Genomic DNA, 26749 nt, shown 5'->3' with positions numbered 1-26749 from the left:
CACTATGTAAGTCTCATGCTATAATATCTTAGAGTAATAAAAACGATCCTATTGTAGTAGGATCGTCAGCGCTTGTTAGCGGTGGCATTACATTAATTATTTTACAAAATAACCGTTGCGGTGCGAACGCTTAGCGGTTATTTTTGTTTGGTAAAAAATCTTACCAAACTCGCTAGCAAATCAGATAATATCGCCATTTCAATCAGATCAGATAATAAAATATTAATTTGCTTAATAATTATATCGATCATCAAGATTAGTGATATTATTGACCAGCTAGCTCTCAATAAAGTACCCAGCAAGGTACCCGGCTCCTCCTTTCTTTAACACAAATTCTGCTGCATGGCTTGCTTATACCATACGCATCATCTCCCTAAAATCAGGATTTACCACCGCGTTCAAGCTATCTGAATGTTAGTCTTTATTATACAAAAACAGCTCTTATAATACTATCAAATTATCAAATCTGTATTATATTTTTTAAAAAAGCAAAGAACCTAGTTTCAATTGAAACTAGGTTCTTTATAAGTTATGGAGATACTTTTAAGTTATTTACTTCAAGCCGGTCCATTTCCATTCAGTAACTTCTGGCATATCCTTACCATTATCACGAATGTATTGGTGGTGCTTAGCAAGCAGGTTATCCATCTTGTTAACAAAGCCAGCACTCTTATCAGCTAAGCGTGGGACACTTAAGACAGCATCCTTAGCTAAGTGGAAACGATCGAGTTCGTTCACTACCCGCATGTCAAATGGCGTGGTAATGTCGCCTTCTTCTTCGTAGCAGTGAATATGAATGTTGTCACGTTTACGGCCAAACCAGATTGATTGCATCATTGACTTGAAACCGTGCCATGCAAAGATTACAGGAACATCACTTGGGAATAAGCGATCAAATTCTTCATCTGAAATTGCGTCTGGATTATCCTTGGTATTCATCAACTTCATAATGTCAATGATGTTAATGTAACGCATCTTCAAATCTGGGAATTCCTTGTGCAAAATATCAATTGCGGCAAGTGATTCCATTGTTGGCTCAGTTTCTGTTGAAGCAAAGACAACATCAGGTTTAGCATTTTGATCAGTTGAAGCCCAATCGATGTATGACAAACCATGTTGAGCAATTTTAGTTGCTTCATCAATTGAGAACCATTGTGGACGAGGTTGCTTGGAAGTTACCAAAATGTTGATACATTCACGATCACTAAAGGCTTTTTGTGAAATTGCTAATAGTGAGTTCGTGTCTGAAGGCAGATATTCATGAACTAAGTCTGGACGGTTCTTTTCGTACATGTGAGTCAAAATACCTGGGTCTTGGTGTGTATAACCATTGTGATCTTGTTGGAATACAGTTGAAGTAGCAACAAAGTTTAATGATGGGTAATCCTTGCGCCAATATTGTTCCTTAGCCTTACGCAACCACTTCATGTGCTGGGTTAACATTGAGTCAACAACGCGACCAAAGGCTTCGTATGTTGCAAAGAAGCCATGACGACCAGTTAGAACGTAGCCTTCAAGCCAACCTTCATCTTGGTGTTCTGATAATTGGGAGTCAATAATTCGACCACTTGGTGCCAAGTTTTCATCATTTGGATCATGAATTGGCTCTTCCCATTGCCGCTTTTGGTCATCAAGCAACTTGAACATTCTGTTGGATTTAGTTTCATCTGGACCAAAGCCACGGAATGAATCTGGGTTAAGATCAGCAACTTCACTCAAGTATTTTGCCCATTCAGCCATGTCTTGAGCTTCAACTGAACCTGGCTTGTCAAACTTCAAAGCATACTTACGATAGTCAGGCAAAGCCAAACGCTTAGGGTTCTTACCACCATTAGTAATTGGGTTCATGGCCATTCTTTGGTCACCATGAGCCATGTCCTTTTTAACAAGTTCAGTTGGTGCACCATTTTCATCGAATAATTCTTCTGGCTTGTAGCTCTTAAGCCAGTCAACTAGCATATCCTTGTGTTCCATATCATCTTGAGCAACAGGAATTGGAATTTGGTGAGCTCTAAATGAGTTTTCGATTGGGTTACCATCAAGATCAAACTTAGGACCAGTCCAACCCTTTGGTACACGGAAGATAATCATTGGCCAATGTGGCAAAGTTGCATCATTATTTTCACGAGCATGCTTTTGAATTGCTTTGATTTCTTCAATCACAGTATCCATCAACTTAGCCATTTCTTCATGAACTTGCATGTGATCCTTGTAACCATCAAATTCACCGCCATCATAAGCAGAAATAATGTATGGGTGCCAGCCCATACCTTCAAAGTACTTGGTTAGTTCTTCGTCGGTCATTCTGGAAACAATGGTTGGGTTAGAAATCTTGAACCCGTTGATTTGTAAAATTGGTAATACAGCACCGTCTTTTATTGGGTTAATAAACTTGTCGCTAAACCAACTAGTTGCAAGTGGGCCAGTTTCTGACTCACCATCACCAACTTCAACAGCAGCGATTACATCAGGATTATCCAAAATCGCACCAGTACCGTGAGAAATAGAATAACCTAATTCCCCACCTTCGTGTAATGAACCCGGTGTTTCAGGAGCAGCATGTGAAGCTGAACCACCAGGAAAACTGAAGCGCTTGAATAATTTAGCCATTCCTTCTTCATTTTGAGGAATGTTCGGGAAGCGTTCACTGTATGAACCATCAAGGTAGGCATTTGAAACCATTACTTGACCACCGTGACCTGAACCTTCGATATAGAACATATCCAAGTTGTACTTCTTAATTACCCGGTTTAAGTGAGCATAAATGAAGTTTTGTGGTGAAATTGTGCCCCAGTGACCAATTGGCTTTGGCTTAACATCACTAGCCTTCAATTCACGCTTTAATAATGGATTGCTCATTAAGAAAAGCTGTCCAACAGATAAATAATTGGCTGCGCGCCAATATGCATCAACACTCTTTAAAAATTCTTTTGAATCGTAATCAACTGCCATTTTATTTCTCCTTTAGCAATTACTTACTTAATTACTCTTTACACAATATATTATAGCAAGTTTTTCTAAAAGTTCAACCATTTTTAAAATTGGTTCGTTCCAATTTTAAAAATCAGCATTTGAGAATTTAAATCGTTGCTACATCAAGGTTATTAGGGGATTACAATTTTCTTCATCAGTACTTAAATACATAAATACCGATAAATGCTGATAAAAATTCTGACTTTTTAATTAAAATATTTATAATAATCACTAAAGATGATAAATTTATTTTGGAGGAAGTAGAATGACACAGGAGCAACGATTACATGAAATTAGACAAATGCTCGAGCGGCAGAACCATTTAATTACCCGCGACTTAGCTACACACTTTAATATTTCGTTTGATACCGCTAGACGCGACGTGATTCAGTTAGTTTCTACTGGTCAAGCAATCAGAGTTCATGGCGGTCTAATTAGTAATACCGATGATGAAGGCCTGCCGTTTTTAACGCGAAACCAGATTGACTCACCAATTAAAACTAAGATGGCACAGGTGGCGCAACATTTTATCCATTCCAAGCAATGCGACTTTATTGGGCCATCGACTATCCTTAAAAAATTGTGTCAGCTAATCAGCGGTACTAATTTACAAATCGTTACCAATTCCATTGATAATTCACTTGAACTGATGCGGTCTGAGTTTCCGGAAATCTTACTTTTAGGTGGCAAAGTTAATAAGGAACATCGCTTTAATTACTCCGTTTCAGCACTTGATTCATTAAAAAGAATCAGTTTCAATAACGCTTTTGTTGGTACGGCTAATGTTAAAAGCGATGGCATTTACTTGCCTAAGATTAGCGATGCCGAATTAATCAAAGTAGCGACTTCGCGCGCCAAAAGAATTATTGTTGTTGCCGAAAAGCACAAGTTTAACAATTCGAAAGTTGCTCCTTACATGGCTGTTCCTCTGAGCCAGATTGATGTGCTCATTACCGATGAGCCATTGCCTGACCAACTTAAGCAAAATTTTGCGCCGACAACGCGAATTATTTCCGTTCTAAAGAAGTAAACTGATGCATAATTTCCTTCTTTAAACAAAACGTATCCTAACAAAAAGAGCAAGCCTAGGCTTGCTCTTTTGCTATTTATTCAAATTAACAAATGTATTAAAACGCATGTACTGATAATGAACGCGCATCGTTGAAAACTCAAACGGAGTACCATCGTCGAGAAAGAAAATCCCTTCCATTACCCCAACTGGCTCAGTTGGCTTCAACTGCAGCTGCTTTTGGTCATCCGTACTCGAAGGATCAACTGTAATATTTAAAAAGGCCTTGGTAACTACCTTATTCTGAGTATCTTCCAAATAATTAAACAGTGAGTTCTGCAAATGCTGCGGCTTCAGCTCCGGCACAATCTTGATTGGCAGATAACCAGTCTCAATTAAAAACGGCTGGTCATCCATTAGCCGCAACCGCCGAAATTCATACACAAAATCATTTTTGCTTAAAAATAAGTCTTGCCCGATACTTTCGGGAACCTTAATAACGTGAAAATCAAGCAACTTAATTTTCTGCGTTTTACCCGGCACTTTCAAACTATCAGTTAACCCCAAATTAGAGCCCTCATAGCGAAATAAGGACTGATTTTTTAAATAAAGAGGATTAATGAAGGTGCCACTGCCCCGCTTTTTGAAGACAATTCCTTGCTGTGACAATAATTCCATTGCCCGCTTCATTGATGAGCGGCTAACTTGGTAGTGCTCGGCTAAGCTGCGCTCATCGGGCAGCCGCATCCCATCATACTTATTATTTAAAATATTCTGCTTAATATCATGCATCACAGTCCGATAAACAAAATCTGCCATTTACTGCCTCACTAATTTGCTTGTTTAATTGCCTGAATAATCCAATCAGAAAATACTTTTTGATCTACCTTAACGCCAACTTGGGCATTAGCTGGCTTGCCAAAGAAATTGTTAAAGTCCATGATTGATGCCCCATAAGCATGCGGACTTTTGGTATCAACCACAATGTAAGCTGGTTTAAAAGTGTACATCTTAGGATTGAGCAGCATCCCTGCAGCCAGTGCATCATAAATCTCGCGACCGTCAGATTCTGTTTCATCATGGAGATTAGTCAAAATATGGTACAACATGTCGCCAGTCTTACCTAAAACCTTGATTTTTTGTAAAGTCTCTTGCGTGATAAAGGCTTGATGACCCAATTCCAGTGGTGCTACCTTGATTGGCACACCACTGTCAAAAACAATCTGCGCAGCTTCGGGATCTCCTGCAACATTATATTCACTGTATGGTCCCCAGTTGCCGCGGCCAATCGCACCACCCATAATTACTAATTCTTCAATCTTAGCAAGGTCATCTGGATATTGTCTAAAGTAGAGAGCAAAATCCGTCGCTGGACCAATTTGCATTAAAGTTACCTTGGTACTACTTTTGGCAACCACTTCATGAATAGCTGACGCAGCCAAGCCAGGAAGCAATAGTGAGTCGTCAGCTTCAGGAAAATCGTAACCATCCATCCCAGACTTGCCGTGAACACTTGAAGCATCAATCGCTGCCCGTAGCAATGGTCTTGTTGCGCCAGCAACAACTGGTACCTTTGTTTGTAAAAAAGTTTCTAATTTTAACGCATTTTGTAAGGTCTTTTCCAGTGTCACATTGCCCCAAGTTGCCGCAATTAGTTTGACATCTAATTCTTGAGCAAATAGCGCAATTGTAATTGCAACTGCATCATCAATTCCGGGATCTGTACTGATAATCAAAGGTTTTTTTGTCATTAAATTTCCTCTTTTAAAAAGTTTATATGTCAATCATACCAAATCTTAGCCCTAGTTGCTTCTTTAAAAAATAAAAAATGAACTGTTAATAGTCACTTCTATCAACAATTCATCTTGGAATTTTATTTTTCCCGGTCCTCAATCTCACCGTTGCGATGCGCGATAATGACTTCATCACACATGTCAAGGAATAATCCGTGCTCAACAACACCTACAGTGTGATCAAGATAATCAGCAAGACCATGTGGAACTGGTATCCGGTCAAGGTCTAAGTCAATAATATAATTACCATAATGAGTTACAAAGCGCTTGCCATCAGCCATTCGCCATTTAGGATTTAATCCCTCAGCCGCAAAGCGGCGAAAATTTTGTTCACAAGAAATTGGTAAAACTTCGACAGGCAATGCAAAGCCACTCAAATGTTCTACAACTTTTGACTCATCAACAATCCACATTACTTTTTTCGAATTAATGGCAACGTTCTTTTCCAGTGTTAAGGCACCGCCGCCGCCTTTAATGCCATCAAAGTTCGCTGCAAAACGATCGGCGCCATCAATTGTTAAATCAAGCTGGTCAATCTCAGCGAGTTCATTAACTTTAAAGCCCCAACTCTCCATTTGCTTCTTACTTCTACTGGAAGTAGTGGCAATTGCAGCTAACTGCAAGTCTTCTTCTTGCTTGCGTTTACCCAAGGCATCAATTAGAAAAGCTACTGTTGAGCCAGTACCTATTCCCAATTTCATCCCTGACTTAACAAGGCTAGCAGCTTTAATCCCGGCTTTTTTCTTTAATTTATCCTGTTCTTCTTTATCCATCGTTATTACTTTCTATTATTCAATTATCGTCATCTCATAAATCAACTTTATTATAGCAAAGTTTAATGTATTTGAAGCTAAGAATAACATCACTAAAATGGCTACTTTACGCTAGTATCTGCTCAATTGCTTGCGCCACGCCAGCATGCTCACAATCGGCCGTAATCTGATCGGCTGCCTGCTTAACTGCTGGTGTCGCATTGCCCATTGCAACACCAAGACCAGCATACTTAATCATTGAAATATCGTTGGCTTCATCACCAATTGCCATGACATTACCTGCATCTAAGTTTAGATAGTTGCATAACGCGTCAAGACCAGCAGCCTTATCTAAGCCTTTAGCAATCCCTTCATAATAAAACGGCTCGGTTTTAGTTAATGATACCTCGTCCTGAACGCCTTGGAATAACGGACTAGTCATCGCCTTGTTTAAAAGCTCAGGCTCGTCTAAATACATCACTTTATAAATCGGAATGTCGGCCATTTCTTCTTTAGTACGGTAAGAAATTTCCATTTTAACTACGCGTGAATTATAAACAGTATAATGTCCAATATCGCGATTAGCTGTGTAAATTCGCTCAGCGTCAACAGCTTGAAAATGAAGGTGCAACTGGCGCGCAATCTGCTCCAAACGCAAATAATCATTGTATGGCAAATGACGATCAAAAATCACCTGACCACTAGTAGTCTCAACTACTGCACCATTTAGACTAACAATAAACTGATCATCGCAATCAGCCAAGCCTAATTCGGTTAAGTACTGCTGCGTTCCCGACAGCGAACGTCCTGTGCAAATAACTACTTTGATTCCTTTCTTCTTAGCAGCCTGAATTGCAGCTTTAACCTGCGGCACAATTTGTTTCTTGGCATTGACCAATGTATTGTCAACATCGATTGCTATTAATTTAATCTTTGTCATCTAGACTTAATCTCTTTCTTTTTATTTAAGAATACCGCAGAGTCAGCACCATTCCAAGATAAATTAAGAAGTTTAGTTGCAAGATTTTAATAAACAAAAAAGCCTGAATCGACTGTATGTTCACAGCCTAAATTCAAGCTTTTTATTTTAGCATTAATTATTCTGGATCAATTCCTGGTGCCTGATTAATCTCTGCAGACATCATCCAAATTCGCTTTTCAACCTCTGTATGACAAGTGGTGAACAAGTCATTAGTTGAATAATCGCCTTCTTCGTCGCTGACTTCCAAACCTCTTTGATAGTCTTGCTCTAATTGCCGATAACCAGCAATAATCTTGGCATAACGCTCATCAATTGTTTCGTTCCAGTTTGGTTCTTCGTCCTTGATTTTAGTTGTTTTAGCAATGTCGCTAAGAGTTGAAACTGGTGAACCATCTAAGGTAATTAACCGTTCTGCAACTAAATCTTGTTGATCAGCCAATTCGTCCATTACCTTATCAAGATATGGATGTAACTTCAAAAAGCGCTCACCGCGCATGTACCAATGGTGTTGGTGCACAATCATGTGCAATTGCGTCAAATCCGCTACTAATTGATTTAAAACTTCTTTAGTCTTAGGATATTTCATAATAAAATTCCTCCTATTCAAACACTTTTGGTTACATTTGTATCATACCAAAAACATGCTTATAATACTAAAAACTTGTTTGTGAAAAAAGTAAGACTTTATGCTATTTATAACTAAAAAGCAACTAGTCATAAACTAGTTGTTTTGTTTAAAATTAACTTTTAAGCTTGTGCTGCAGCTTCTTTTTCTTGCTTCAGTAAAACATTGTCATAGTGCTTGATAAATGGATACCAAACTAAGAATGCAACTATCGCACAAACAATTGACAAAACTGCACCTTGCCAACTACCCGTTGCAACCAGTCCACCTAATGCAACTGGTGACGGCCATGGTTGTTGTGCAATAATCTTAGGAACCAAGTGTGTTGCAATTCCTAGATAAGCTACCAAACTTGAAGCCATTGGAGCCACAATAAATGGAATCATTAAGTTAGCATTGTAAACTACTGGCAAACCAAAAATCAATGGTTCATTAATATTGAAGATTGCAGGAACAATTTCTACTTTACCTATTTCCTTTAATTGTGCCGAACGAGCACGTAACAATAACCAAATAGCAACACCTAATGTTGCACCAGAACCACCAATCGTAACAAACGCATTCGTAAATTCACCAGCAAACACGTGATAAGCACCACCATGTTGGTTGGCCTGCAAGTTAGCCAATACAATTGGCGTATAGAAGGAACTGATAATTGTTGCACCATGAATTCCAAACCACCATAAGAAGTGAATTAAGAATATGATAACTAAGATTCCCCACCAACTATCAGCAATGTTACTAATAAATGAGAATGGGACAAACAGTACCTTAAACAAATCCGTTCCTGCTAAGACCAATGCCATATTAATTGCAGCAACGATAATTGATACACAAGCTGTAGGAATCAAGGCACTAAACGAGTTTGATACCCCAGCTGGTACTGAAGCTGGCATTTTAATTCGCCAATTATGCTTAATTGTGTAACGATAAATCTGAACAGTTAGCCACGCAATTACTAAACCAATAAAGATACCAACGGCACCAATCCGGTAAACACCGGCAGTTTCTGAAGCTTGGTAACCACCTGCTAGCATCTTATCTTTAGTAAACATGGTAACAAATTGAACTGTACCATTTTTCCAGATTAATTCTGGTACGGTGATAAAGAATGCCATTAAGAACATCATTAAGCCGTTAACTGGGATCAAATTAATGTGTTCCTCATCGCGGTATATCTTGGTATAGGAATAAGCAAACGTCCCTGAAAAGACTAATGCCAAAATTCCCATAGTAGCGTTATAAACAGCTTGATATAAATTGTCAAAACGACCAATCGTACTATTATAAAAGCTTGTAAATCCTGGGTTTCTAACTACATCAGGTAAAACTGTCAAAATCAGGAAAAACGCTCCAACAATAGTAAACGAAATTACACTGTAGCCAGCATCCATGATCGCACGAACAAATCTAGTAGCCGCAAACTTACCGATTAATACAGATATTCGGTCTTTCAACGGCTTTTTCTCTTCTTCAGCCATAAAGTTTTCCTCCTAACAGTAAAGCCTTATCTGGCCTTAATTATTCTTTTTAAATGTTGCAATTACCTTGGCATAGCGATCTTTTCCCTTAACGATATTTTTAATTCGTACTTCACAACAACAAGCAAGAACTATCCCAACTAATAAAATGGTAAGAATTAGTACCTTACTGCTTTGATCAGAAACAAACGGGAAAAAATACTTTCCTATTGGAAACTCTAACAAAACAATCAGCAAGACATTTACAATGATTTGAATCCAAAAATAGACTCTGGTTATCGGCACATCTAAGTCATGATTATGCATTTTACTTAGCTGTTCAATAGCCGCTATCGCCACAAAAATTGTCATTATTGCGGCAGTAATAATTCCAACTATCTTTTTATATGGTAATGAAAAAATTAGCCAAAATATGTTTGTAAACAAATACGCAGTGACTGAATATCTCAACATTAGATACCGACTAAAATAAAGATATTTCAAATTATCTTCATATTTTTTACGAGCTATTTCATCCTTTTCATTGGCCATCCTATCTAATACCTCTAACCGTTAATCAAGTCTTCGGCTTGCTTAAGGACTTTTTCACCATTCATCATGCCATAAGCTTGCATATCAATTACAGCAACAGGAACATCCTTACCATCTTTGCCCTTGCCTTTAACCTTGCCTTTCATATCGTCTTCCATATAACGAACTTGCGGCCCTAACAATAAGCAATCAATGGTTTCTTGGTCTAAATGCTGAGGTGCTTCTGATGCTGGACATGCAAAAATCTTTGCATCGATGCCTTGCTTTTTTGCTGCTTCCTGCATCTTAGTTACCAACAATGATGTACTCATTCCTGCTGCACAATTCAGCATAATAGTTTGTTCTGCCATAATATTTCCTCCTAAAATGTATCCTATAGATATTGTTCTATGCAATATATTATAAAGCGTTTTCAAAAAAGTGCAAATAAATATTAATTTTTTGTTTATCTTAAAAGTTATTATTGAAAATACAAATTTTTATTATACAATGCTATTTGTAAGCGTTATTAACTGATTAAAATTATTAAGCGAGGTTTCTTATGTATTCAGCAAAAATGCCAGATGACTTTTTATGGGGTGGTGCAGTTGCCGCTCACCAATTAGAAGGTGCTTGGAATGAAGATAATAAAGGCGTGTCAATGGCCGATGTCATGACTGTTGGCTCTGCCACTAAGCCCAGAGAAATAACTGACGGTATTATTCCCGGTAAGAATTATCCTAACCATAGCGCAATTGATTTTTACCATCATTATGATGAAGATATTAAGTTGATGGCTGAAATGGGCTTTAAGGCCTTTAGAACTTCAATTGCTTGGACACGGATTTTCCCTAATGGTGATGATCAGGAACCAAACGAAGCAGGACTGGAATTTTACGACAAATTATTCGACACTTGCCATAAATATGGGGTTGAACCTGTTGTTACCTTGTCCCACTTTGAAATGCCATTCCATTTGGCTAAAAAGTATAACGGCTTTACTAATCGGAAAGTAATCGACTTCTTCTTACGTTTTGCAACAGTTTGCTTCAAACGTTACCAAGATAAAGTTAAGTATTGGATGACTTTTAACGAAATCGATAATCAATCAGACTACGGCAATGACTTTTCAATGGCTACCAATTCAGGCATCTTATTTAAAAAGGGCATGTCAGATCAAGAAAAAGAAGCCGCAATGTTCCAAGCTGCTCATTATGAATTAGTTGCTTCAGCTTTAGCTGTTAATGTTGGGCACAAGATTAATCCTAACCTTCAAATCGGCTGCATGATTAATTACTCACCAGTAAGACCATTGACACCATCTTCTGATGATGTATTATTAGCCGATAAATTTGAACAAAGACGTGACTGGTTCTCAGATGTTCATGCTTTTGGTGAATATCCTAAAGAAGTTGAAGCCTACATTGAACGTCATGGCTATCGTCCTGATATTACTGATGAAGATCGGGTTGTTCTAAAAGAAGGTACAGTTGACTATATTGGCTTTAGCTACTACCAAACCACGACTGTTTCCGCTAAAAAGGTTAAGCCTGACGAACTAAGCGATCTCGCTCAAGCAATTGACGTTAACCCAACACTAGAACGTAGTGACTGGGGCTGGGAAATTGACCCAGAAGGTTTACGAATTGCATTAAACCATTTGACAGACCGCTACCACCTACCATTATTCATTGTTGAAAATGGACTTGGAGCTTATGACAAGGTTGAAGCAGACGGCTCAATCCACGATGACTATCGTGTTAACTACTTACGTAAACACATTTCTGAAATGGAAAAGGCTGTTGCTCTTGACGGTGTAGACTTAATGGGCTACTTACCTTGGGGACCAATTGACTTGGTATCCGCCGGCACTGGTCAAATGGATAAGCGTTATGGCTTTATTTACGTTGACAAAAACGACGCTGGTGAAGGTACTCTGAAGCGGTCACGCAAGGATTCATTCTACTGGTACCAAAAAGTAATTAAGTCAAACGGTCAAGACTTAGATTAATAGTTCTAATAATTCAAAACGAAAAAGGTTTCTACATTATTTATAGAAACCTTTTTTGCGTATATAAAATTACCTTTGCTGACTTAACCTTGTGCTACTTCAGCTTGTTTTAGAGCAACTCGCTCAGAAATTTTAATAAATGGAATGTAAAAGATAGTACATACAGCCAATATAATAATTTGGACTAGCACTACTTTCCAGTCACCCGCACTAGCAATAATCGCGCTTAGGATTGGCGGTGTTGTCCACGGAACAAGCACACTTAATGGCTTAACAAATCCAATTACTGTAGCAAAATAACCAATTAATGAGCCAATAACAGGACTTAGCACAAATGGAATAATCATTGGAATATTGAAAACAATTGGGAAACCAAAGATTATTGGCTCGTTAATTTCAAATATCCCTGGAACAGAAGCTAATTTAACAACATCCTTGTATGGTTGATAATGAGAAACAAGTAAAACTGCAATAATTAATGCAATTGTCAGTCCAGTACCACCCATTTGCGAATAAACAGTTACGAAGTCGGTATTAATAATATGAGTCGGTTGTTTACCGGCAGCTACTGCTGCCATATTTTCATTCATATTTACTAAATTTAATGGATCAAGTAGCGAACCATTAATGACAGTTTGGTGAATACCTAACGTATATAAGAAATTCCCCGTAGAATAAATTAACAAAAAGCCTGGTAATGAAGTATTAACTTGCCGTAATGGTTCTTGAATTAACCGAGAAATTAAAGTTACCAAATCAGTATTAAAGTAGGCAAAAATTGCCGCAATTATCCCGAATAACCCCAAAGTTAACAAAGATGGTAATAAAACTGAAAAGCTTTGTCCAACCGCTGGAGGAACTTGGTCACCTAAATTTATCTTCAATGCTTTAACACTTGATAATTTCATATAAATTTCGGTGGCAATCAGTCCAATAATGATACCAGCAAACATTCCTGTTGTACCAACCTGCGAATATAAAACCGCACCTGTAACACTTACTGCTGCTTTTGCGCCATTAGGAACAACACTAACATTAATTGCTAACATAATAAAAACAGCAGATATTGCAATAGCAGATGCTGAAATTGGATTGTTGAAAGACTTATTTTTAGCTAAAAAATAAGCAATCATCGGTGCAATTAAAATACTAGCTATATTTAAAGTACCATTAGTTAATGCGGTACCAAAAACTTGCAATCTAGCTAAGGTCGCTCCTTTAAAAAGCCAAGTAAAAATAACATTATTAAATAAAACTGCCACCCCAGCTAAAATAAACATTGGCATCAACGTCGCAAATGCATCCCTTAATGAACGCAGATGAACCTGATTACCTACCTTTACAGATATTTCTGTAAACTTATCTAAAAATCTTTGTAATTTTGGATGATTTTGTGTATTCGTTGCATCATTCATTACAAACACCCCCATGAATTAAGATAAATCTTTACCATTTGAATGAATTACTTTGCGCAGCCAATAATAGCTCTTTTTTGGGACCCGCTTCATATCACGCAAATCATGATTAGTGCGGTTAACATAAACAACTCCATAACGTTTATCCATGTCACCTTGGGAACTTAAAATATCAATTAGTCCCCAGCCAAGATAACCAATAACATTTACGCCATCTTTATTAATTGCATCTTGCATAGCCATAATATGCTTACGATGATAATCAATTCGGTAATCATCCTCTATTGGATTTTTACCATCCCATTTTTCACGAACACCGATTCCATTTTCAATTGGAAAAACAGGAAGATGGTATCTATGATAAATTTTGTTCAAGACATCCCTAAATCCCATCGGATCTATTTGCCAGCCCCACTCCGTTGACTTTAGATATGGATTTTCTTTTCTACCAAAATCTAAATACATATTTGGTGCTGTTCCTTCAGGGATTTTACTTGCATCAATTGTGCTTGATGAATAATAGCTAAAACTTAAAAAGTCACTTCTTAAGGCAGAAATTTGCTTAAGTTCTTCTTCTGTGTAGTTGATTTTAAGTTGCTTCTCTTTGACAAACTGTAAAACAGCTGCAGAATACTTACCATAACTAAAAGCATCTAATAAATTGAAGTTTAAAAATTCATCAATTTGATGAGCAGCAAAACTATCCTTAGGACTTGCCGTTGCTGGATAAACTTGGTTATAAGCCAACATGCCACCAACCTGTGCATCAGTTTGTTCATGAATATAATTTGCTACTGCTGCATGACAATACATTACATTATGTGAAATTTGATATAACTCTGTTAACGTCTCTTCACCCTTAAGATAGCCAGCAATTTTAAAAGCTCCTGACGTATGATAAATATTTTGTTCATTAAATGTAATCCAATATTTTACACGATCTGCAAAATGATCAACGACTACTTTGGCATATCTGATAAACGCCGCACAAACTTTCTTATCAATAAAGCCGTTATACTTTTCAGCCAAATGCAGTGGCATATCAAAGTGATATAAGCAAATCATTGGCTTAATATTTCGCTTCAATAAGGCGTCAACAAGCTTGTCATAATATTTCAAGCCTTCCTCGTTAATCTCACCATCACCATCTTTAATTACTCTCGACCAAGAAATTTGAAAACGATACATATTCATTCCCAAATCTTGTAAATAATCAAAGTCTTCAGTAAAATGATGATAATTATCATTAGCAAAATGCCAGTCACTGACATTAGGTCCTGGCTTGCGAATATCATAGACGGATAAGCTCTTACCGCCTTCATTCCAGCCACCTTCAGTTTGCATACTTGAGGTTGAATTACCCCAGAAAAATTCAGTCATATAATCTCTTCTCTCCTAATTAAAAGTAATTGCAATCGCTTTCAATTAAGATAATAATTCCATTTGAATTTAAAGTAAATCTTTGCTAAGACGTAAGTAAAGATTAATGTTTACTTACGGAGAAAAGAGGTTATCATGTCTGTCAAACCAAAATATATTGCGATTGCCAACAATATCGAAAAAGATATCCTAATACACAAATATCAAAATAAATTACCTTATATCCAACAACTAGCCATAATTTACAACACCAGTAAAGTTACAATTGTTAAGGCACTACGATTTCTAAACTATAAGGGGATTGTTAGACCAGTTAAAGGTCACGGAACATATATTTTAACTGAAGAAGAAATTGAAATTTCCAAAAAAGATAACGCTAATGAACACGTTGGCTTTACATCGAGAATTGAAAATACTAAATACTTAACTAGCAATATTATTTCCTTTGCAACAAGAGAACCCACAGCAAAAGAAAAAGCTTTGCTCAAGATCAATCCACATGATCTAGTCTATGATATTATCAGACAACGGTTACTAAACAATTTCCCTGTAAGACTTGAATATACAGTTATGCCACAAAAGATCATTCCAGGAATTACAATTGCCGTACTTAAAGGATCAATCTATAGTTATATTGAAAACAGTCTTCATCTTAAAATTGGTAAAGCCAATCGTACCTTTCGAGCTGACAAGCCCGATGCATACGACAAACTATATTTAGAATGTGGGCCAGATGACCCAGTTTTTGAAGTTGAACAAATATGTTTTTTAAATAATGGAACTCCTTTCGAATTTTCACAGACACGCAACCGTTATGATCAAGGTGAATTAACACTAAATCAGGTATAAAAAAACGATATTACGTTGCCGTAATATCGCAAAATCAATTGTTAATTTCAACATCAGCTAAATAAAAATGCTAAGCCTGAACCAATTAAAGCAAAGCCAAAGACAATTCCTGACCACAAAGCCAGCGGCAAAAATGCCGATGTGCTTTTACCACCATGCACTTTAGCGCCATGATAAGTCTTATACACAGCATACAATTCCCAAACGCCTAACAAAACAATAATAATTTGAGAAATCTTTGCAATCATTGTAAAGCACCCCTTTCTTGTAGCTTTTAGAAATAATTATATTATTGTACAAAAAAAGGCCTACCAAGGCCTCTTTTTGATCAAGATTATTCACTGTCTTTTTCTAACGCATCAGCTTTGTACAACTTTTCATACAAATCTACCATTTCTCCTGCCAAATCTCTAAAAGTAATGGCATTCATCAAATGGTCTTGTGAGTGCACAACTAGCAGAGTAACTTGTGTGTGCTTGCCTTGTGCTTCCTTAGTTAACATATCTGTTTGTGAATTATGCGCCTGAAGTAAGGAATCATCAGCTTCCTTTAACTTCGATCTAGCAGTGTCAATGTCGCCTTTTTTAGCAGCGCGAATTGCTTCAAATGCTAAACTTTTGGCATTACCACCATTAGCAATCAAGCCCATTGCTGCCATTAAAGTTGCTTGTTCCTGGTCTTCTGAGGTTTCTTCTTTAGCAGTATTTTTTTCTTCAGCCATCTTATTAGTCTCCTAAAATGTATTAAATATTAAGTTTTATATTTTAATTATAGCGCTTGCAAAAAATAAGTAAACTGTTCATTAATAGCATATATTATCATTCACAAGCAAGCTATTTAATCCATTATACCCTTTAAGAAGATTGCTAAAGTTTAAATTCTTTATAAAATGTCTTAAGCTATCACTGAACCAATCAGCATTACAATACCGCCAACGATGAATACGATACTAAAGACTAGCTCCATCCAGTAAGAACCTAACAAAAATGGCGAAGTCTCTTTGCTAGCATGAGTTTTATTAAAACCAATATTTTTATGCATTGCAAAAGCTTCCCAAGCACCAGCACAAAGTAACAATACACCTAAAACGATTCCTATCAACATATTATTCATAAATATCGCCTTCAACTTTTATTAAAGATATTTTTATACATACATTATAGGTACATTTATCAAAAAGGCAATATATTTTTGATGAAAATACTATTCTTTTAACAAGCGTTTAGCCAAGGCAAAATTACCCACTGTTGCCGAACCATTACCAGCAATTGCCGGCATTACAATATACTTATCTAAGTCCGGCACACTAACATAACCATTTAACATTTGAGCAAAATCGCGGCGGACTTTTTGCAAAAATGCTTCGCTAGTTACCCCGCCACCAAAGACTACTTTATCTGGTCGTAAAATTAATGTTACTTGCAAAACAGCTTGGGCCACGTAGTAACTCATAATATCCCATACATGATCGGTCAATGGCACATCCTTGCCTTTTTTATTTAAACGTGCTTCAAATGTTGGCCCAGAAACAAGCCCCTCAAGACAATCATGATGATATGGGCATACACCCTTAAATTCTAAATCATCAGGATGGCGCTTAAGTAAAACGTGGCCCATTTCAGGGTGTCCTAAAGAACCAACTAGTTTGCCATCAATAATCGCACCACCGCCAACGCCAGTGCCAATCGTGTAATAAACCAGCGAATCAATGTCTTCATTAGATAATAGCGACATGACATATTCTCCATATGCGGATCCGTTAACATCAGTTGTGAAAAAGATTGGAACATTTATTTGCTTTTTTATGAAGCCGACGAAATCTGTATTCTGCCAGCCCTTTTTGGGAGTGGTTGTAATATAACCATAATTAGCTGCTGTTTGTCGAATTTCAACCGGCCCAAAAGACGCAATACTAATAGCTGCTATGTCAAATTGTTTAAAATAATCGGCTGCCTTTTGCAATGTCTCTTGCGGCGTCGTTGTCGGAAACGAAATTGAATCCTTAACCTGATAATTTTCATTACCTACTGCACAGACAAATTTTGTTCCGCCACCTTCAATTGAGCCAAATAACATTTTTATCTCCTTGATACTTAACATTTTAATAACTTCATTATTTTAACTATTTAAGTTTAACTCAATCAAGTTCAAAAATAAAAGTTACATTCAAAAAATCTCGAAGTTTTACCTTCGAGATTTAGAAAATAAATTTATTGCTCTTTAAAAATCTTCATCATTAGTATCAGGTTTAGCAGCCTGATAGCGATATACACCTACTTTACCTGCATCGACAATTGAATCAACCAGTTCAGATACTGCCATCTGTCCGCGATTAATAAATAATTGTAACAACATTGGAATGTTTACACCGGTGACTATCTCCATTTGTGGATATTTTTGAGTTAACCTAACTAAGGTATTAAATGGCGTGCCACCTTTTAGATCCGTTAAACAAAGAACTGTATCATCTAGCAAACTGATTTTTTCATCAAGCTCTGCCTGCAATTTATCCAATGACTCCCCCATTGCAAATTTAACAGTTTCACAATTCTTTTGTTCACCACAAATCATCTCGGCTGATTTAAGTAACTCTTGAGCAGAATTACCGTGGGTACAAATTAATACTCCGACCATCTTCGCCTCCAATTAGTATGGTAAGGCGCGATAATAACGACGAATATCCATTGGGTGACGATTAATATGCTCAATATGAACATCAATCCGATTATTAATTGCATGGAAAACAAATGGTGACAAGGTACCACGATATTTTTCAGAAATTCCAGGCAAATCATAGTCTTTGGAATCAATAATTGTATAATTGCCACAGATTTGTGGTAAGAATTTTGCAACTCTTTCACTTAAAGGACGTTGTGTATCTTCACCAACATAAACAGTAACTGGAGTATCACGGTCGACGATTTCAAACATCCCGTGGAAAAATTCTGCTGCTTCTACTGCACGAGTTCTAATCCAGTGTTGCTCTTCCCAGTAGCACATCGCATAAGAATATGTGGCACCCCATTGATTACCGGCACCAACAAAGTAATGAATTGCATCATCATGGTGCTTTTCAGCAAAGTCTTTGGCAAATGCATCAGCACCTTCTTGCACATCAGCAATATCTTGAGCAAAGTGCTTGTCCATTTCTTGATAAAATTCATCATAATCTGGAAATTCGCCATTTAGATACATCAAACGGTCGCCAACCATGAAGAATTTCAATTGTTCATTTTCTGGATAAGAAATGCAATAAGTTAACATTGATGCCAACTTTGCCTTTGGATCATCCATAAAACCTAGGACAATTGCACCAACTTCATTTAATTTCTTAACAGCATCAACCATTTCCTTGGTGTTACCAGTAACTGAAGAAATAATTACTAGAGTTTTATCAGTAATTCTCTTGTTACCTGTCACGATATATTCGGCAGCGTTTTGATAAAAAGTTTCTAGAGCTGTCTTTTCCTTCATGTGAATAACGGCTTGCATAGCAGAAGCATAAGTGCCACCTATTCCTAACCAGCAAATATTAGAAATACCTTTTTTATATAATGGATCAATTACTTCATTAATCTGTGGTCTTAATTTTAAAGCACCATTCATACTGTCTACTAATTCTTGTTTGTTAAATTTACGCATTTTTATTCTCTCTTTCATTAATAATTATTTTTACACTAAACTCCAAGTACGCCCCAGACGGTTAGCAATACGCCAATAACAGTTGCCCCTAAAAGTTGCCACAGGACATTGACCTTTTTCTTGTTCAAAACATAAAAGATATATAGAACAACTAACGATAAAAGTCCTGGAAGAATACCATCTAAGATGCTTTGAAGTGACGTAGCTGTTTTACCAGTACCAAATTTAGCTACTACCTTTACAACAACCATATTCTGCGTCATGGCACCGATAACCATAACTCCCAAGATACCTGCCGCATCCTTAAACTTATCCATCAGTCCAGAAGCTTGGATTTTATTTAAGTAGCTAGTACCCATGTTGTAACCAGCCTTTACACCAAAGTATCTAACGATATAAGCTGGAACATTATAGATTAGTAAAAATAGTATTGGCCCTAAAATATTGCCTTTTAAGGACAAGGAAGCTGCAATCCCAATTGCTAATACTCTCAAGGTTCCCAAGAATAAGGAATCGCCAATACCAGATAAAGGCCCCATCAGTGCAGTTTTGATTGCACTGATTGTTGAAACATCAAAATCCTTTTCTTTTGAATTTTCTTCTTCCATTGATGCCACAACACCACCAATAAATGGTACAAATTGTGGCGTACAATTAAAGAATTCCATCTGTCGTTCCAGTGATTCGGCGTATTCCTTTTGATCATCACCATACAATTTCTTCATTAATGGCGCCATCATATAGGCAAAGGCCAAGTGCATTTGACGCTCATAGTTCCAACCAAATTCCATGGTAAGTGAACGCCACATAATCTGTCTTAAATCTTTATTGGTTACCTTTTTTTCATTAGAAGTCATCGTCATCATCAATATCCTCCTCTACAGATCCATTAGCACTAACAGCTGGTTTATTCTTATCGTTATGAAGTTTTACAACAACTATGATTAAGCCGAACAATGCAACCCCTAATACTGGAACCTTTAGATAAGCCGATAATAAAAATCCAAGGAAGAAATATGGCAGTACAGTATCGTTAATAATCATTTGCAACAGAATTGCAAACCCAATAGCGGGCAACATGTTAGCTGCTACTTGAAGGCCATCAATTACATTTTGCGGAATCATTCCTAGCAATGTCTTCATCCCTGCATTACCAACGAAGTACCCTAAGAAACACAATATTCCCCGACGAGTACATTCAATTAAACCAATTCCCCATAATGATGCCGTAATTCCTCCTGGCTTACCTTGCTTAGCATATCTATCACCAATATGTGCAATCGCTGGGAAAATGACACTTGTCAAATTACCAATCGCTAACGAAAGCATGGCAATTGGCATCGCAATTGCGATTGCGGCACCAACACCTTTACCCAAAGAAATCGCAAAGGCAGTTCCTAAAACACCACCAACGATAACATCAGGGGGCAGATAGGCACCAACCGAAATCGCACCCATAAAGACCAATTCCAAGGATGCACCAATGATTATTCCCTGTGTCAAATTTCCTAAAACAAGACCAACTAATGGACCCAAAATGATAGGTCTGTTTAGCATGTTAGACCCAATAACAAAGTCCAGTGGTCCCATAAACCCTATCAGGCCTATTAATAAAGACGTTCCCACATTACTCATGTTTATTTCTCCCATCTACTTTAAAAACGGATTTAAAAACCGCAATGCTTTTCTTTCAGTTTCCGCAGGATTTAAAAAATACTTGGATTGACCAAATTCAAAAGTAAAATATCCTTGATAGCCATAGTAATTAAATACATTGAAGTCTTCTCCGGGATTACGCTCGCCTTCACCCCAGCAGCGATGCCCTACAGGATTACCATCAACAAAATGGCAATGAATTATTTTTTCTCCTAATGATTCAAAATATTGTGCAATAGTCTCATAATTCCTAGCCATGGCACCTAAATCCAAGTTGACGCCAACATTATCTCTACCTACATCTTTTAGATAATGCTTTAAATCAACAATCGAATTCACTAGATGCGATTCATCTGGTTGTAACGCTTCAATGGCAATTTTAACTTCACGATCCTTCGCATAGTCAGCAACCATCTTGAGCATTGCAACTGATCTATCCCAAGCTTCAGCAGGATTTTCATCATAAAAATCCCAGCCAGAGTTAAGAGCAACTAGATGTACATTTAACTCTGCTGCACTATCAATTAGATTTTTAAAATAGCCAAATGAGCCTTTGCGCAATCTCTCGTCCTTGGCCGCTAAGTTATACGGATTAGGATTACTCTGCTGCGGTGTTAAACAAATAATTTGCAAATGATGAGCTGCTACTTTTCTTTTTAATTCCTTAACATCTTGGTGACCATCTTTTTCAATCCAAAAATGTTGCGGACTAGTCCATAATTCAATATTTGTTAACCCATCTTGACTAACTGAGTCTAAAAAATAATCCAACGAAAAGTTGCGATAGTAGTAATTCATCGCTGATAATCGGGTCTTACTAATTTTATTGTTCATAAGTCATGCCTATTCAATATCCTTGAAGAAAACTTTTTTATCATTAGGAACTTGTCTGATTTCAACTTCACAACCCTTCTCAATAAGTTCGTTTAATTTACTTTCATCGTCTGGAGTAAGATTAACTGCCTTACTGATTTGTTTTGTTCCATCAGCCGGCTTAGTGCCACCCAAATTAATTTGTTTTATTTTGGGGTATGCTGTCGCTAACGCATATGCGTCCGCTACTGACTCAACAACAATAAACAATTTATACTTATCCGTAACGCCACTTTGCAGAGCCTTGATAGAGTTCTCAATATTTTTAATTACTAGCTTGACACCCTGTGGTTTAGCTAATTTCATCGCTGTCTTACGAATATCATTATTTGGCACATCATCATTCGCGATCAAAATGCAGTTAACACCTAGCTCTTGTGTCCATGAAAAGGCAACTTGACCATGTAATAACCGATGATCTACTCGCATAAGTCTAATCAAAGTAATTCCTCCCTTAAAATTATTAAATTCGCACTTCAAACATATATAAGCAATTTTCGTGCCAAGTTTCTGTCAAAAAAGCGCAATCATGATTATGATTGCGCTTTTAATAAATTATTTTGTACTTTTTAGATAGAATTTGACACTATTTTATTTGAAAAGTTACTGTCAAAAATCATCATCTTTTGTGTAGTCTAGCTGATTATTTTTAGTCTTAAAAATCAATTCATAAATATACTCAACTTCCACAAGTGGAATCTTAATATTATAAACTTGCTCAAGTAAATGCAAAGCCTTCTTGATATAGTTAAAATTGTCCTGACTATTCTTATCTATCTTAAAATCTATCGGCTCGATTTCTAAAACCTGATTACGAATTATTCTTTCAATCATACAGCTGATATGTACATACAATGCCATAATTGTTTGGTTAGGCAATCTCGTGTCCAGATACTCATCTATTTTCTTGATACACAAGTCAATATTTTTAATTACTTCTTTTGTATCTAGTATTGTTAATGAATTAATTACCCTTTCAATACTGAAGTTTTTCAAAATCAAATCATTAAATCTGTATAAATCATCTACACTCAGGCTATCTTTTAACGTACCTTGCAGCAAACTGATTTTGGAGCCATTAACTAATTGATCTAAGGAAATAAATGGGACACTGCTATATTTAGGATCAATTGTCCCAATCACAACTAAAACATTATATTTTCTTTTAATTGCACTTTCCTGATCCTCAATTTTTAGCCATTCATACGAACATGCCATAATCTTAATATCAACGTCTTTTGGCAAACTTTCCTGAATCATTTCCTTTATCTTATTTGCTGTCCCCACACCAGTTGAGCAACAAACAATAATCACATTTTGCTTAACCATCTTGGGATAAACAATTCGATAATCATTATGAATTACTTTGTCCATCTTCTGTACAATCGTGTCAATTGGCCGACGCTCTTTAACATAACTTGCAACAAACAGTGCCAATTGAGTAGAAACATTATTAAAAATAACCACAGGAAAGTTCAAATCTTTTTTGAGTAATTCTGGAATTTTTTCCAAAGATCCCATGTCTGCCATTAAGATTAAGCCATTAGTTACGTGCCGAACATGAATATAATTCGACACCTTTTGAGCAATATCTTCTGTTTGAATATCTATCGGCATGTCAAAAGCATCCAAAAGCGGTTCACCAGCAATTTTATTAACTGTATCCGCAATACTACTAGCAGTTGAATAGCCATGAGCTAGCAAAATACAATGTATCAAGCCAGAATTTTTCTTACGTTGTACGCCACTAAGATAAATCGTCAGAAAAAGATTATCGATTTCATCAGTATGCAAATTTAGCATTTTACTTACAACGTTAATAACCGTTTGAACAACCTGAGCCGTATAATTACTTTCATTCATTTTAGTAATTATCTCGGTTGCCAGTTGCCCCTCATGTGGTGAAACAGACCAGCAATTCTCTTGTCTAAAATAAAAATAATACGAAATGGCAACAATAAGATTGCCATTAAAGTCATTGCGCAAGTCGTCCTGCAGGTATCCTATTTCACTATTAAGTGATTTTTTAATAAAATCCAAGGGCAATTCGCCAATATCTAAAATATCTTTTTTAAAAACTAAGTAATCACACAAGGCATTAACTTTAGAAAAAGCCTTAATTTGAAAAGAGGAAAAATCCTCCTGCTCATACATAGAAAAAATATTTTCAAAAGTTTGCTTAATATAGTTAATGCTTTGGCGGTTATTTATAAAATCGGTTAATTTACTTTCCGAGTTAATGACAATATCACTCTGCGATTGTGACATCCCCTGCTTATCCAAATTAACCTCAGAAAGCAAAATATCTTGCGGAAGATCTCCGAGTTTAACTTGCACTGTGCCAGCTGAGTCAGCTTCGCCCAAAGCACTAGCCACAGACAATAAAACAGCATTTTTCAGTTGGCCAATGTTACTTTTGAAATCCATGTTCATCAGCGTCGCAAAGACTTGATTATTAATTTGTAAACTTCGCCCAATTTTCTTGGCATGTTGGATATAAAAGTAAATTATCAACGAACGAATTTCGTTGGAAGTCCTTTCTTTCAACGGTGGCATCGTAATCTGAACTGGAATCCGGCGAATAAAAGTCGATAAAAAGCTACTCTGAATATCTTCGGTAGTAGCACAAATTAAGCGCACGTTTACCTGTCTTTTTTCCGCGGCTTCACCTAATGAGGAGACTGTTCCTGTATCAAGATAAGAAAATAATTTTTCCTGGCCCTTAGGATCTAGCCTGTGAACCTCATCCAAAAACAGCATGCCATTATCGGCCTCATCAAACAATCCTTTATGGGCTTCGTCCGCACCGGTGAATGCTCCTTTGGCATAACCAAATAATGTACTGGTCAATAATTCCGGATTATCCGCGTATTCCGCACAGTTAAAACTAACAAATTTTCCTTGTGCGGCAATATATCCCTTCTCTACACAATAATCAAAAAACTTTCGCGCAATGTAGCTTTTACCCGTTCCTGTTTGACCATTAATTAGAATTGGCAACCTCCCAGGATAAGACGCTGCTGCCTTTAGCTTTCTAATCTGGCTATAAAGTGACTGGTCATGACCAATCACACTTTTAAAAGTATCGGAACCAGAAAGGCTCTGCTTCAATTCGGCAATACTTGCATATTCCTGCTTTAATGGCTGATCGCTGTCTTGCCCGACACTAGAGCGATCTACAAAAATCACAGGCCGAGTGTTAATTTTAATAATCTGATTTTCTTTTACCAATTGATTAAGATAATGACTGACCGTATTTCTTTTAACATTTAATTTATTTGCCAAGTCACTAGTTGATAAAAAGTGTCCTTCAGATTGATTATTTTCCTTAATTAAAGATAATATTTTCGCTTTAATATTCATACCACTTGCTCCGTAAATTCATTTCACAATTATGTTAGCGGTTTTACAAAAACTGTTCAAGGCGAAATCGGTTATTTTAATTTAAAATCTGTTATTTATCACTTTATCAGTGGTATTTCAACCCAAACTAAAGTAGAATGTTATGTGATAAAAAAGGAGAGTCTGAATGTCTAAACTTGAAAAACCCGTCGTAATTGGGATTACCGGCGGCTCGGGCAGTGGAAAAACAACGATTGCCCATAAAATTGTTGACCAAATGCAGGAAAATGAACACGTCCTAATCATGACGCAGGATTCATACTACAAGGATAATACCGGTATTCCGATGAGCGAGCGGATGAAAATTAATTATGACCATCCCGATGCGTTCGATATTCCCTTGCTTAAAGCACAAATCAACGACTTACTTAACTACAAGCCAATTGAAATGCCAGTTTATGACTTTAAAGAACACACAAGAAGCAGTGAAACTATTCATATTGAACCTGCTGACATCATCATTCTTGAAGGAATTTTGGTTTTAGGAAGCGAAGAAATTCGGAACTTAATGGACATTAAGGTCTATGTTGATACCGATGACGACATCCGCTTCATCAGACGACTTGAACGCGACATTAATGAACGTGGCCGTTCAATTGACTCCGTAATTAGCCAATACTTAAGCACAGTTAAGCCAATGTATCATCAGTTCATTGAGCCAACCAAGCGTTACGCCGACATCATTGTTCCCGAAGGCGGCGCAAATGATGTTGCGATTGACATGTTAACCACTAAAGTCCACGCAATTTTACGAAAAGAAGTAACCAATTAAAAAGGCCGAGGAAATTATCCTCGACCTTTTTATTTATTTAAAATTATTCTATTTTTGGCTTTAACGCCCGATCAAACAAGTTAGTAATCAGCTTAACTAACACCCCGTCAAATAAAACTGACGAGATGATACTGACAAAGAACATCACAATCTGCACCTTAACCGCAAATTTATACCAGCCATACATTAGATAGCACGGTATAAAAAAGCCAAAGCTAGCAAAAAAGGCACCTGTCAAAACGCTGCGCCAAGAAAATCTTTGGTAGCGAGATTTTTTCGGGAAAAAGCCAATTTCATTCGTTAAGCCCTGCATTAAACCAGAAACCACAGTGGTGACGCCCCACTGGCCGCCACAAGCCATCTCCACGATTGAAGCCAGCAATTCGCCCACTAATCCCGAGCCAGTTGTCGGGACAAAATACATCGCAAGCGGCGCCGCCATTAACCATAACCCCGCAAAAAAGGCGTCGGTTGCCGGAGCGTACCCCGTCGGCAGCAGCAACATTTTAACCAAATTATAGAGCCCATTGGTGCCATAGGTATAAAAGATACCCATCAAAATCCCAATTAAGGCAACTAAAATAATAGCTTTAACATTCCATTTTGATGATCTTGTAAACATGA

27 protein-coding genes are annotated in these 26749 nt (G+C 37.0%); 4 read left to right on the top strand and 23 right to left on the bottom strand.

Features of this window, described 5'->3' with window-relative positions; translation table 11 throughout:
* Positions 1-552: 552 nt before the first annotated feature.
* Positions 553-2952: a phosphoketolase family protein gene (locus OZX63_RS02370; protein WP_277144237.1), complete on the bottom strand. Its 2400-nt coding sequence runs from the start codon at positions 2950-2952 to the stop codon at positions 553-555.
* A 286-nt stretch (positions 2953-3238) separates the two neighbouring features.
* Here OZX63_RS02370 and OZX63_RS02365 point away from each other — a divergent pair, with 286 nt between their 5' ends.
* Positions 3239-4003, top strand: coding sequence for a DeoR/GlpR family DNA-binding transcription regulator (locus OZX63_RS02365; RefSeq protein ID WP_277144235.1), 765 nt, complete (start codon positions 3239-3241; stop codon positions 4001-4003).
* 72 nt (positions 4004-4075) lie between these two features.
* On the opposite strand, the gene OZX63_RS02360 is transcribed toward OZX63_RS02365, so the two are convergent.
* From OZX63_RS02360 to OZX63_RS02325, 8 genes are all read right to left on the bottom strand, one after another.
* A complete protein-coding gene (locus OZX63_RS02360) occupies positions 4076-4801 on the bottom strand; it encodes a GntR family transcriptional regulator (protein WP_277144234.1) in 726 nt (241 codons plus the stop codon).
* An 11-nt stretch (positions 4802-4812) separates the two neighbouring features.
* Complete coding sequence (locus tag OZX63_RS02355) at positions 4813-5733, bottom strand: nucleoside hydrolase (protein WP_277144232.1); 921 nt, start codon at positions 5731-5733, stop codon at positions 4813-4815.
* 122 nt (positions 5734-5855) lie between these two features.
* Entirely contained in the window at positions 5856-6548 is a 693-nt protein-coding gene (gene rpiA / locus OZX63_RS02350; protein WP_277144230.1) for a ribose-5-phosphate isomerase RpiA, read from the bottom strand.
* Between the two features lie 106 nt (positions 6549-6654).
* Complete coding sequence (yidA, locus tag OZX63_RS02345; RefSeq protein ID WP_277144228.1) at positions 6655-7467, bottom strand: sugar-phosphatase; 813 nt, start codon at positions 7465-7467, stop codon at positions 6655-6657.
* Between the two features lie 157 nt (positions 7468-7624).
* Complete coding sequence (locus OZX63_RS02340) at positions 7625-8095, bottom strand: DNA starvation/stationary phase protection protein (protein WP_277144227.1); 471 nt, start codon at positions 8093-8095, stop codon at positions 7625-7627.
* 161 nt (positions 8096-8256) lie between these two features.
* Complete coding sequence (gene celB / locus OZX63_RS02335; RefSeq protein WP_277144225.1) at positions 8257-9615, bottom strand: PTS cellobiose transporter subunit IIC; 1359 nt, start codon at positions 9613-9615, stop codon at positions 8257-8259.
* A 36-nt stretch (positions 9616-9651) separates the two neighbouring features.
* Entirely contained in the window at positions 9652-10146 is a 495-nt protein-coding gene (locus OZX63_RS02330; protein ID WP_277144223.1) for a PTS cellobiose transporter subunit IIA, read from the bottom strand.
* Between the two features lie 14 nt (positions 10147-10160).
* Positions 10161-10496, bottom strand: coding sequence for a PTS sugar transporter subunit IIB (locus OZX63_RS02325; protein ID WP_277133773.1), 336 nt, complete (start codon positions 10494-10496; stop codon positions 10161-10163).
* 191 nt (positions 10497-10687) lie between these two features.
* Here OZX63_RS02325 and OZX63_RS02320 point away from each other — a divergent pair, with 191 nt between their 5' ends.
* Positions 10688-12136, top strand: a complete 1449-nt coding sequence (locus tag OZX63_RS02320) for a 6-phospho-beta-glucosidase (RefSeq protein ID WP_277144221.1) — start codon at positions 10688-10690, stop codon at positions 12134-12136.
* Positions 12137-12219: 83 nt separating this feature from the next.
* Here the strand turns inward: OZX63_RS02320 and OZX63_RS02315 are convergent, their stop codons facing one another.
* Together OZX63_RS02315 and OZX63_RS02310 are read right to left on the bottom strand one after the other, a co-directional pair.
* Positions 12220-13551 carry a PTS transporter subunit EIIC gene (locus OZX63_RS02315; RefSeq protein ID WP_277144219.1) on the bottom strand — a complete coding sequence of 444 codons (1332 nt, stop codon included), beginning with the start codon at positions 13549-13551 and terminating at the stop codon, positions 12220-12222.
* 18 nt (positions 13552-13569) lie between these two features.
* A complete protein-coding gene (locus OZX63_RS02310; RefSeq protein WP_277144217.1) occupies positions 13570-14931 on the bottom strand; it encodes a glycoside hydrolase family 1 protein in 1362 nt (453 codons plus the stop codon).
* Between the two features lie 135 nt (positions 14932-15066).
* Between OZX63_RS02310 and OZX63_RS02305 the strand changes: the two genes are divergently transcribed.
* Positions 15067-15780: a GntR family transcriptional regulator gene (locus OZX63_RS02305; RefSeq protein WP_277144216.1), complete on the top strand. Its 714-nt coding sequence runs from the start codon at positions 15067-15069 to the stop codon at positions 15778-15780.
* Between the two features lie 53 nt (positions 15781-15833).
* On the opposite strand, the gene OZX63_RS02300 is transcribed toward OZX63_RS02305, so the two are convergent.
* From OZX63_RS02300 to OZX63_RS02250, 11 genes are all read right to left on the bottom strand, one after another.
* Positions 15834-16028 (bottom strand): immunity protein, encoded by a 195-nt coding sequence (locus OZX63_RS02300; protein WP_277144214.1) that lies wholly within the window; start codon positions 16026-16028, stop codon positions 15834-15836.
* A gap of 86 nt (positions 16029-16114) precedes the next feature.
* Complete coding sequence (locus tag OZX63_RS02295; RefSeq protein WP_277144212.1) at positions 16115-16501, bottom strand: PTS lactose/cellobiose transporter subunit IIA; 387 nt, start codon at positions 16499-16501, stop codon at positions 16115-16117.
* A gap of 173 nt (positions 16502-16674) precedes the next feature.
* Positions 16675-16893 carry a hypothetical protein gene (locus OZX63_RS02290; RefSeq protein WP_277144211.1) on the bottom strand — a complete coding sequence of 73 codons (219 nt, stop codon included), beginning with the start codon at positions 16891-16893 and terminating at the stop codon, positions 16675-16677.
* 90 nt (positions 16894-16983) lie between these two features.
* The gene (gene scrK / locus OZX63_RS02285) at positions 16984-17856 is read right to left on the bottom strand and encodes a fructokinase ScrK (protein ID WP_277144209.1); all 873 of its coding nucleotides are present in this window, start codon (positions 17854-17856) and stop codon (positions 16984-16986) included.
* A gap of 144 nt (positions 17857-18000) precedes the next feature.
* A complete protein-coding gene (locus OZX63_RS02280) occupies positions 18001-18414 on the bottom strand; it encodes a PTS sugar transporter subunit IIA (RefSeq protein ID WP_277144207.1) in 414 nt (137 codons plus the stop codon).
* A gap of 12 nt (positions 18415-18426) precedes the next feature.
* Positions 18427-19422 carry an SIS domain-containing protein gene (locus OZX63_RS02275; protein WP_277144205.1) on the bottom strand — a complete coding sequence of 332 codons (996 nt, stop codon included), beginning with the start codon at positions 19420-19422 and terminating at the stop codon, positions 18427-18429.
* Positions 19423-19457: 35 nt separating this feature from the next.
* The gene (locus OZX63_RS02270; RefSeq protein ID WP_348535263.1) at positions 19458-20288 is read right to left on the bottom strand and encodes a PTS system mannose/fructose/sorbose family transporter subunit IID; all 831 of its coding nucleotides are present in this window, start codon (positions 20286-20288) and stop codon (positions 19458-19460) included.
* Positions 20269-21057, bottom strand: a complete 789-nt coding sequence (locus OZX63_RS02265) for a PTS sugar transporter subunit IIC (RefSeq protein ID WP_277144203.1) — start codon at positions 21055-21057, stop codon at positions 20269-20271. The genes OZX63_RS02270 and OZX63_RS02265 overlap by 20 nt, the downstream gene beginning before the upstream one ends.
* A gap of 15 nt (positions 21058-21072) precedes the next feature.
* Entirely contained in the window at positions 21073-21912 is an 840-nt protein-coding gene (locus tag OZX63_RS02260; protein ID WP_277144201.1) for a sugar phosphate isomerase/epimerase family protein, read from the bottom strand.
* A gap of 9 nt (positions 21913-21921) precedes the next feature.
* Positions 21922-22392: a PTS sugar transporter subunit IIB gene (locus OZX63_RS02255; RefSeq protein WP_277144200.1), complete on the bottom strand. Its 471-nt coding sequence runs from the start codon at positions 22390-22392 to the stop codon at positions 21922-21924.
* A gap of 168 nt (positions 22393-22560) precedes the next feature.
* Positions 22561-25314 (bottom strand): sigma 54-interacting transcriptional regulator, encoded by a 2754-nt coding sequence (locus OZX63_RS02250; RefSeq protein WP_277144197.1) that lies wholly within the window; start codon positions 25312-25314, stop codon positions 22561-22563.
* 166 nt (positions 25315-25480) lie between these two features.
* Between OZX63_RS02250 and udk the strand changes: the two genes are divergently transcribed.
* The gene (gene udk / locus OZX63_RS02245) at positions 25481-26125 is read left to right on the top strand and encodes a uridine kinase (protein ID WP_277144195.1); all 645 of its coding nucleotides are present in this window, start codon (positions 25481-25483) and stop codon (positions 26123-26125) included.
* Positions 26126-26168: 43 nt separating this feature from the next.
* On the opposite strand, the gene OZX63_RS02240 is transcribed toward udk, so the two are convergent.
* Positions 26169-26747 carry an ECF transporter S component gene (locus OZX63_RS02240; protein WP_277144193.1) on the bottom strand — a complete coding sequence of 193 codons (579 nt, stop codon included), beginning with the start codon at positions 26745-26747 and terminating at the stop codon, positions 26169-26171.
* Between the last annotated feature and the right edge of the window lie 2 nt (positions 26748-26749).

The sequence above is a fragment of the Lactobacillus sp. ESL0700 genome (genome assembly GCF_029392095.1).
GTDB lineage: Bacteria > Bacillota > Bacilli > Lactobacillales > Lactobacillaceae > Lactobacillus.
This window is presented reverse-complemented; position numbering and strand designations above follow the sequence as displayed.

What these genes read in the sequence shown, in the direction of transcription:
- OZX63_RS02310 (WP_277144217.1), bottom strand. Translation starts at nt 14,931, where the DNA reads ATGACTGAATTTTTCTGGGGTAATTCAACCTCAAGTATGCAAACTGAA.
- OZX63_RS02280 (WP_277144207.1), bottom strand. Translation starts at nt 18,414, where the DNA reads ATGGTCGGAGTATTAATTTGTACCCACGGTAATTCTGCTCAAGAGTTA.
- celB (WP_277144225.1), bottom strand. Translation starts at nt 9,615, where the DNA reads ATGGCTGAAGAAGAGAAAAAGCCGTTGAAAGACCGAATATCTGTATTA.
- OZX63_RS02360 (WP_277144234.1), bottom strand. Translation starts at nt 4,801, where the DNA reads ATGGCAGATTTTGTTTATCGGACTGTGATGCATGATATTAAGCAGAAT.
- OZX63_RS02250 (WP_277144197.1), bottom strand. Translation starts at nt 25,314, where the DNA reads ATGAATATTAAAGCGAAAATATTATCTTTAATTAAGGAAAATAATCAA.
- udk (WP_277144195.1), top strand. Translation starts at nt 25,481, where the DNA reads ATGTCTAAACTTGAAAAACCCGTCGTAATTGGGATTACCGGCGGCTCG.
- OZX63_RS02370 (WP_277144237.1), bottom strand. Translation starts at nt 2,952, where the DNA reads ATGGCAGTTGATTACGATTCAAAAGAATTTTTAAAGAGTGTTGATGCA.
- OZX63_RS02290 (WP_277144211.1), bottom strand. Translation starts at nt 16,893, where the DNA reads ATGAATAATATGTTGATAGGAATCGTTTTAGGTGTATTGTTACTTTGT.
- OZX63_RS02325 (WP_277133773.1), bottom strand. Translation starts at nt 10,496, where the DNA reads ATGGCAGAACAAACTATTATGCTGAATTGTGCAGCAGGAATGAGTACA.
- OZX63_RS02240 (WP_277144193.1), bottom strand. Translation starts at nt 26,747, where the DNA reads ATGTTTACAAGATCATCAAAATGGAATGTTAAAGCTATTATTTTAGTT.
- yidA (WP_277144228.1), bottom strand. Translation starts at nt 7,467, where the DNA reads ATGACAAAGATTAAATTAATAGCAATCGATGTTGACAATACATTGGTC.
- OZX63_RS02265 (WP_277144203.1), bottom strand. Translation starts at nt 21,057, where the DNA reads ATGAGTAATGTGGGAACGTCTTTATTAATAGGCCTGATAGGGTTTATG.
- OZX63_RS02365 (WP_277144235.1), top strand. Translation starts at nt 3,239, where the DNA reads ATGACACAGGAGCAACGATTACATGAAATTAGACAAATGCTCGAGCGG.
- OZX63_RS02260 (WP_277144201.1), bottom strand. Translation starts at nt 21,912, where the DNA reads ATGAACAATAAAATTAGTAAGACCCGATTATCAGCGATGAATTACTAC.
- rpiA (WP_277144230.1), bottom strand. Translation starts at nt 6,548, where the DNA reads ATGGATAAAGAAGAACAGGATAAATTAAAGAAAAAAGCCGGGATTAAA.
- OZX63_RS02340 (WP_277144227.1), bottom strand. Translation starts at nt 8,095, where the DNA reads ATGAAATATCCTAAGACTAAAGAAGTTTTAAATCAATTAGTAGCGGAT.
- OZX63_RS02300 (WP_277144214.1), bottom strand. Translation starts at nt 16,028, where the DNA reads ATGATTGCAAAGATTTCTCAAATTATTATTGTTTTGTTAGGCGTTTGG.
- OZX63_RS02355 (WP_277144232.1), bottom strand. Translation starts at nt 5,733, where the DNA reads ATGACAAAAAAACCTTTGATTATCAGTACAGATCCCGGAATTGATGAT.
- OZX63_RS02270 (WP_348535263.1), bottom strand. Translation starts at nt 20,288, where the DNA reads ATGATGACGATGACTTCTAATGAAAAAAAGGTAACCAATAAAGATTTA.
- scrK (WP_277144209.1), bottom strand. Translation starts at nt 17,856, where the DNA reads ATGTTATTTGGCTCAATTGAAGGTGGCGGAACAAAATTTGTCTGTGCA.
- OZX63_RS02330 (WP_277144223.1), bottom strand. Translation starts at nt 10,146, where the DNA reads ATGGCCAATGAAAAGGATGAAATAGCTCGTAAAAAATATGAAGATAAT.
- OZX63_RS02295 (WP_277144212.1), bottom strand. Translation starts at nt 16,501, where the DNA reads ATGGCTGAAGAAAAAAATACTGCTAAAGAAGAAACCTCAGAAGACCAG.
- OZX63_RS02275 (WP_277144205.1), bottom strand. Translation starts at nt 19,422, where the DNA reads ATGCGTAAATTTAACAAACAAGAATTAGTAGACAGTATGAATGGTGCT.
- OZX63_RS02315 (WP_277144219.1), bottom strand. Translation starts at nt 13,551, where the DNA reads ATGAATGATGCAACGAATACACAAAATCATCCAAAATTACAAAGATTT.
- OZX63_RS02320 (WP_277144221.1), top strand. Translation starts at nt 10,688, where the DNA reads ATGTATTCAGCAAAAATGCCAGATGACTTTTTATGGGGTGGTGCAGTT.
- OZX63_RS02305 (WP_277144216.1), top strand. Translation starts at nt 15,067, where the DNA reads ATGTCTGTCAAACCAAAATATATTGCGATTGCCAACAATATCGAAAAA.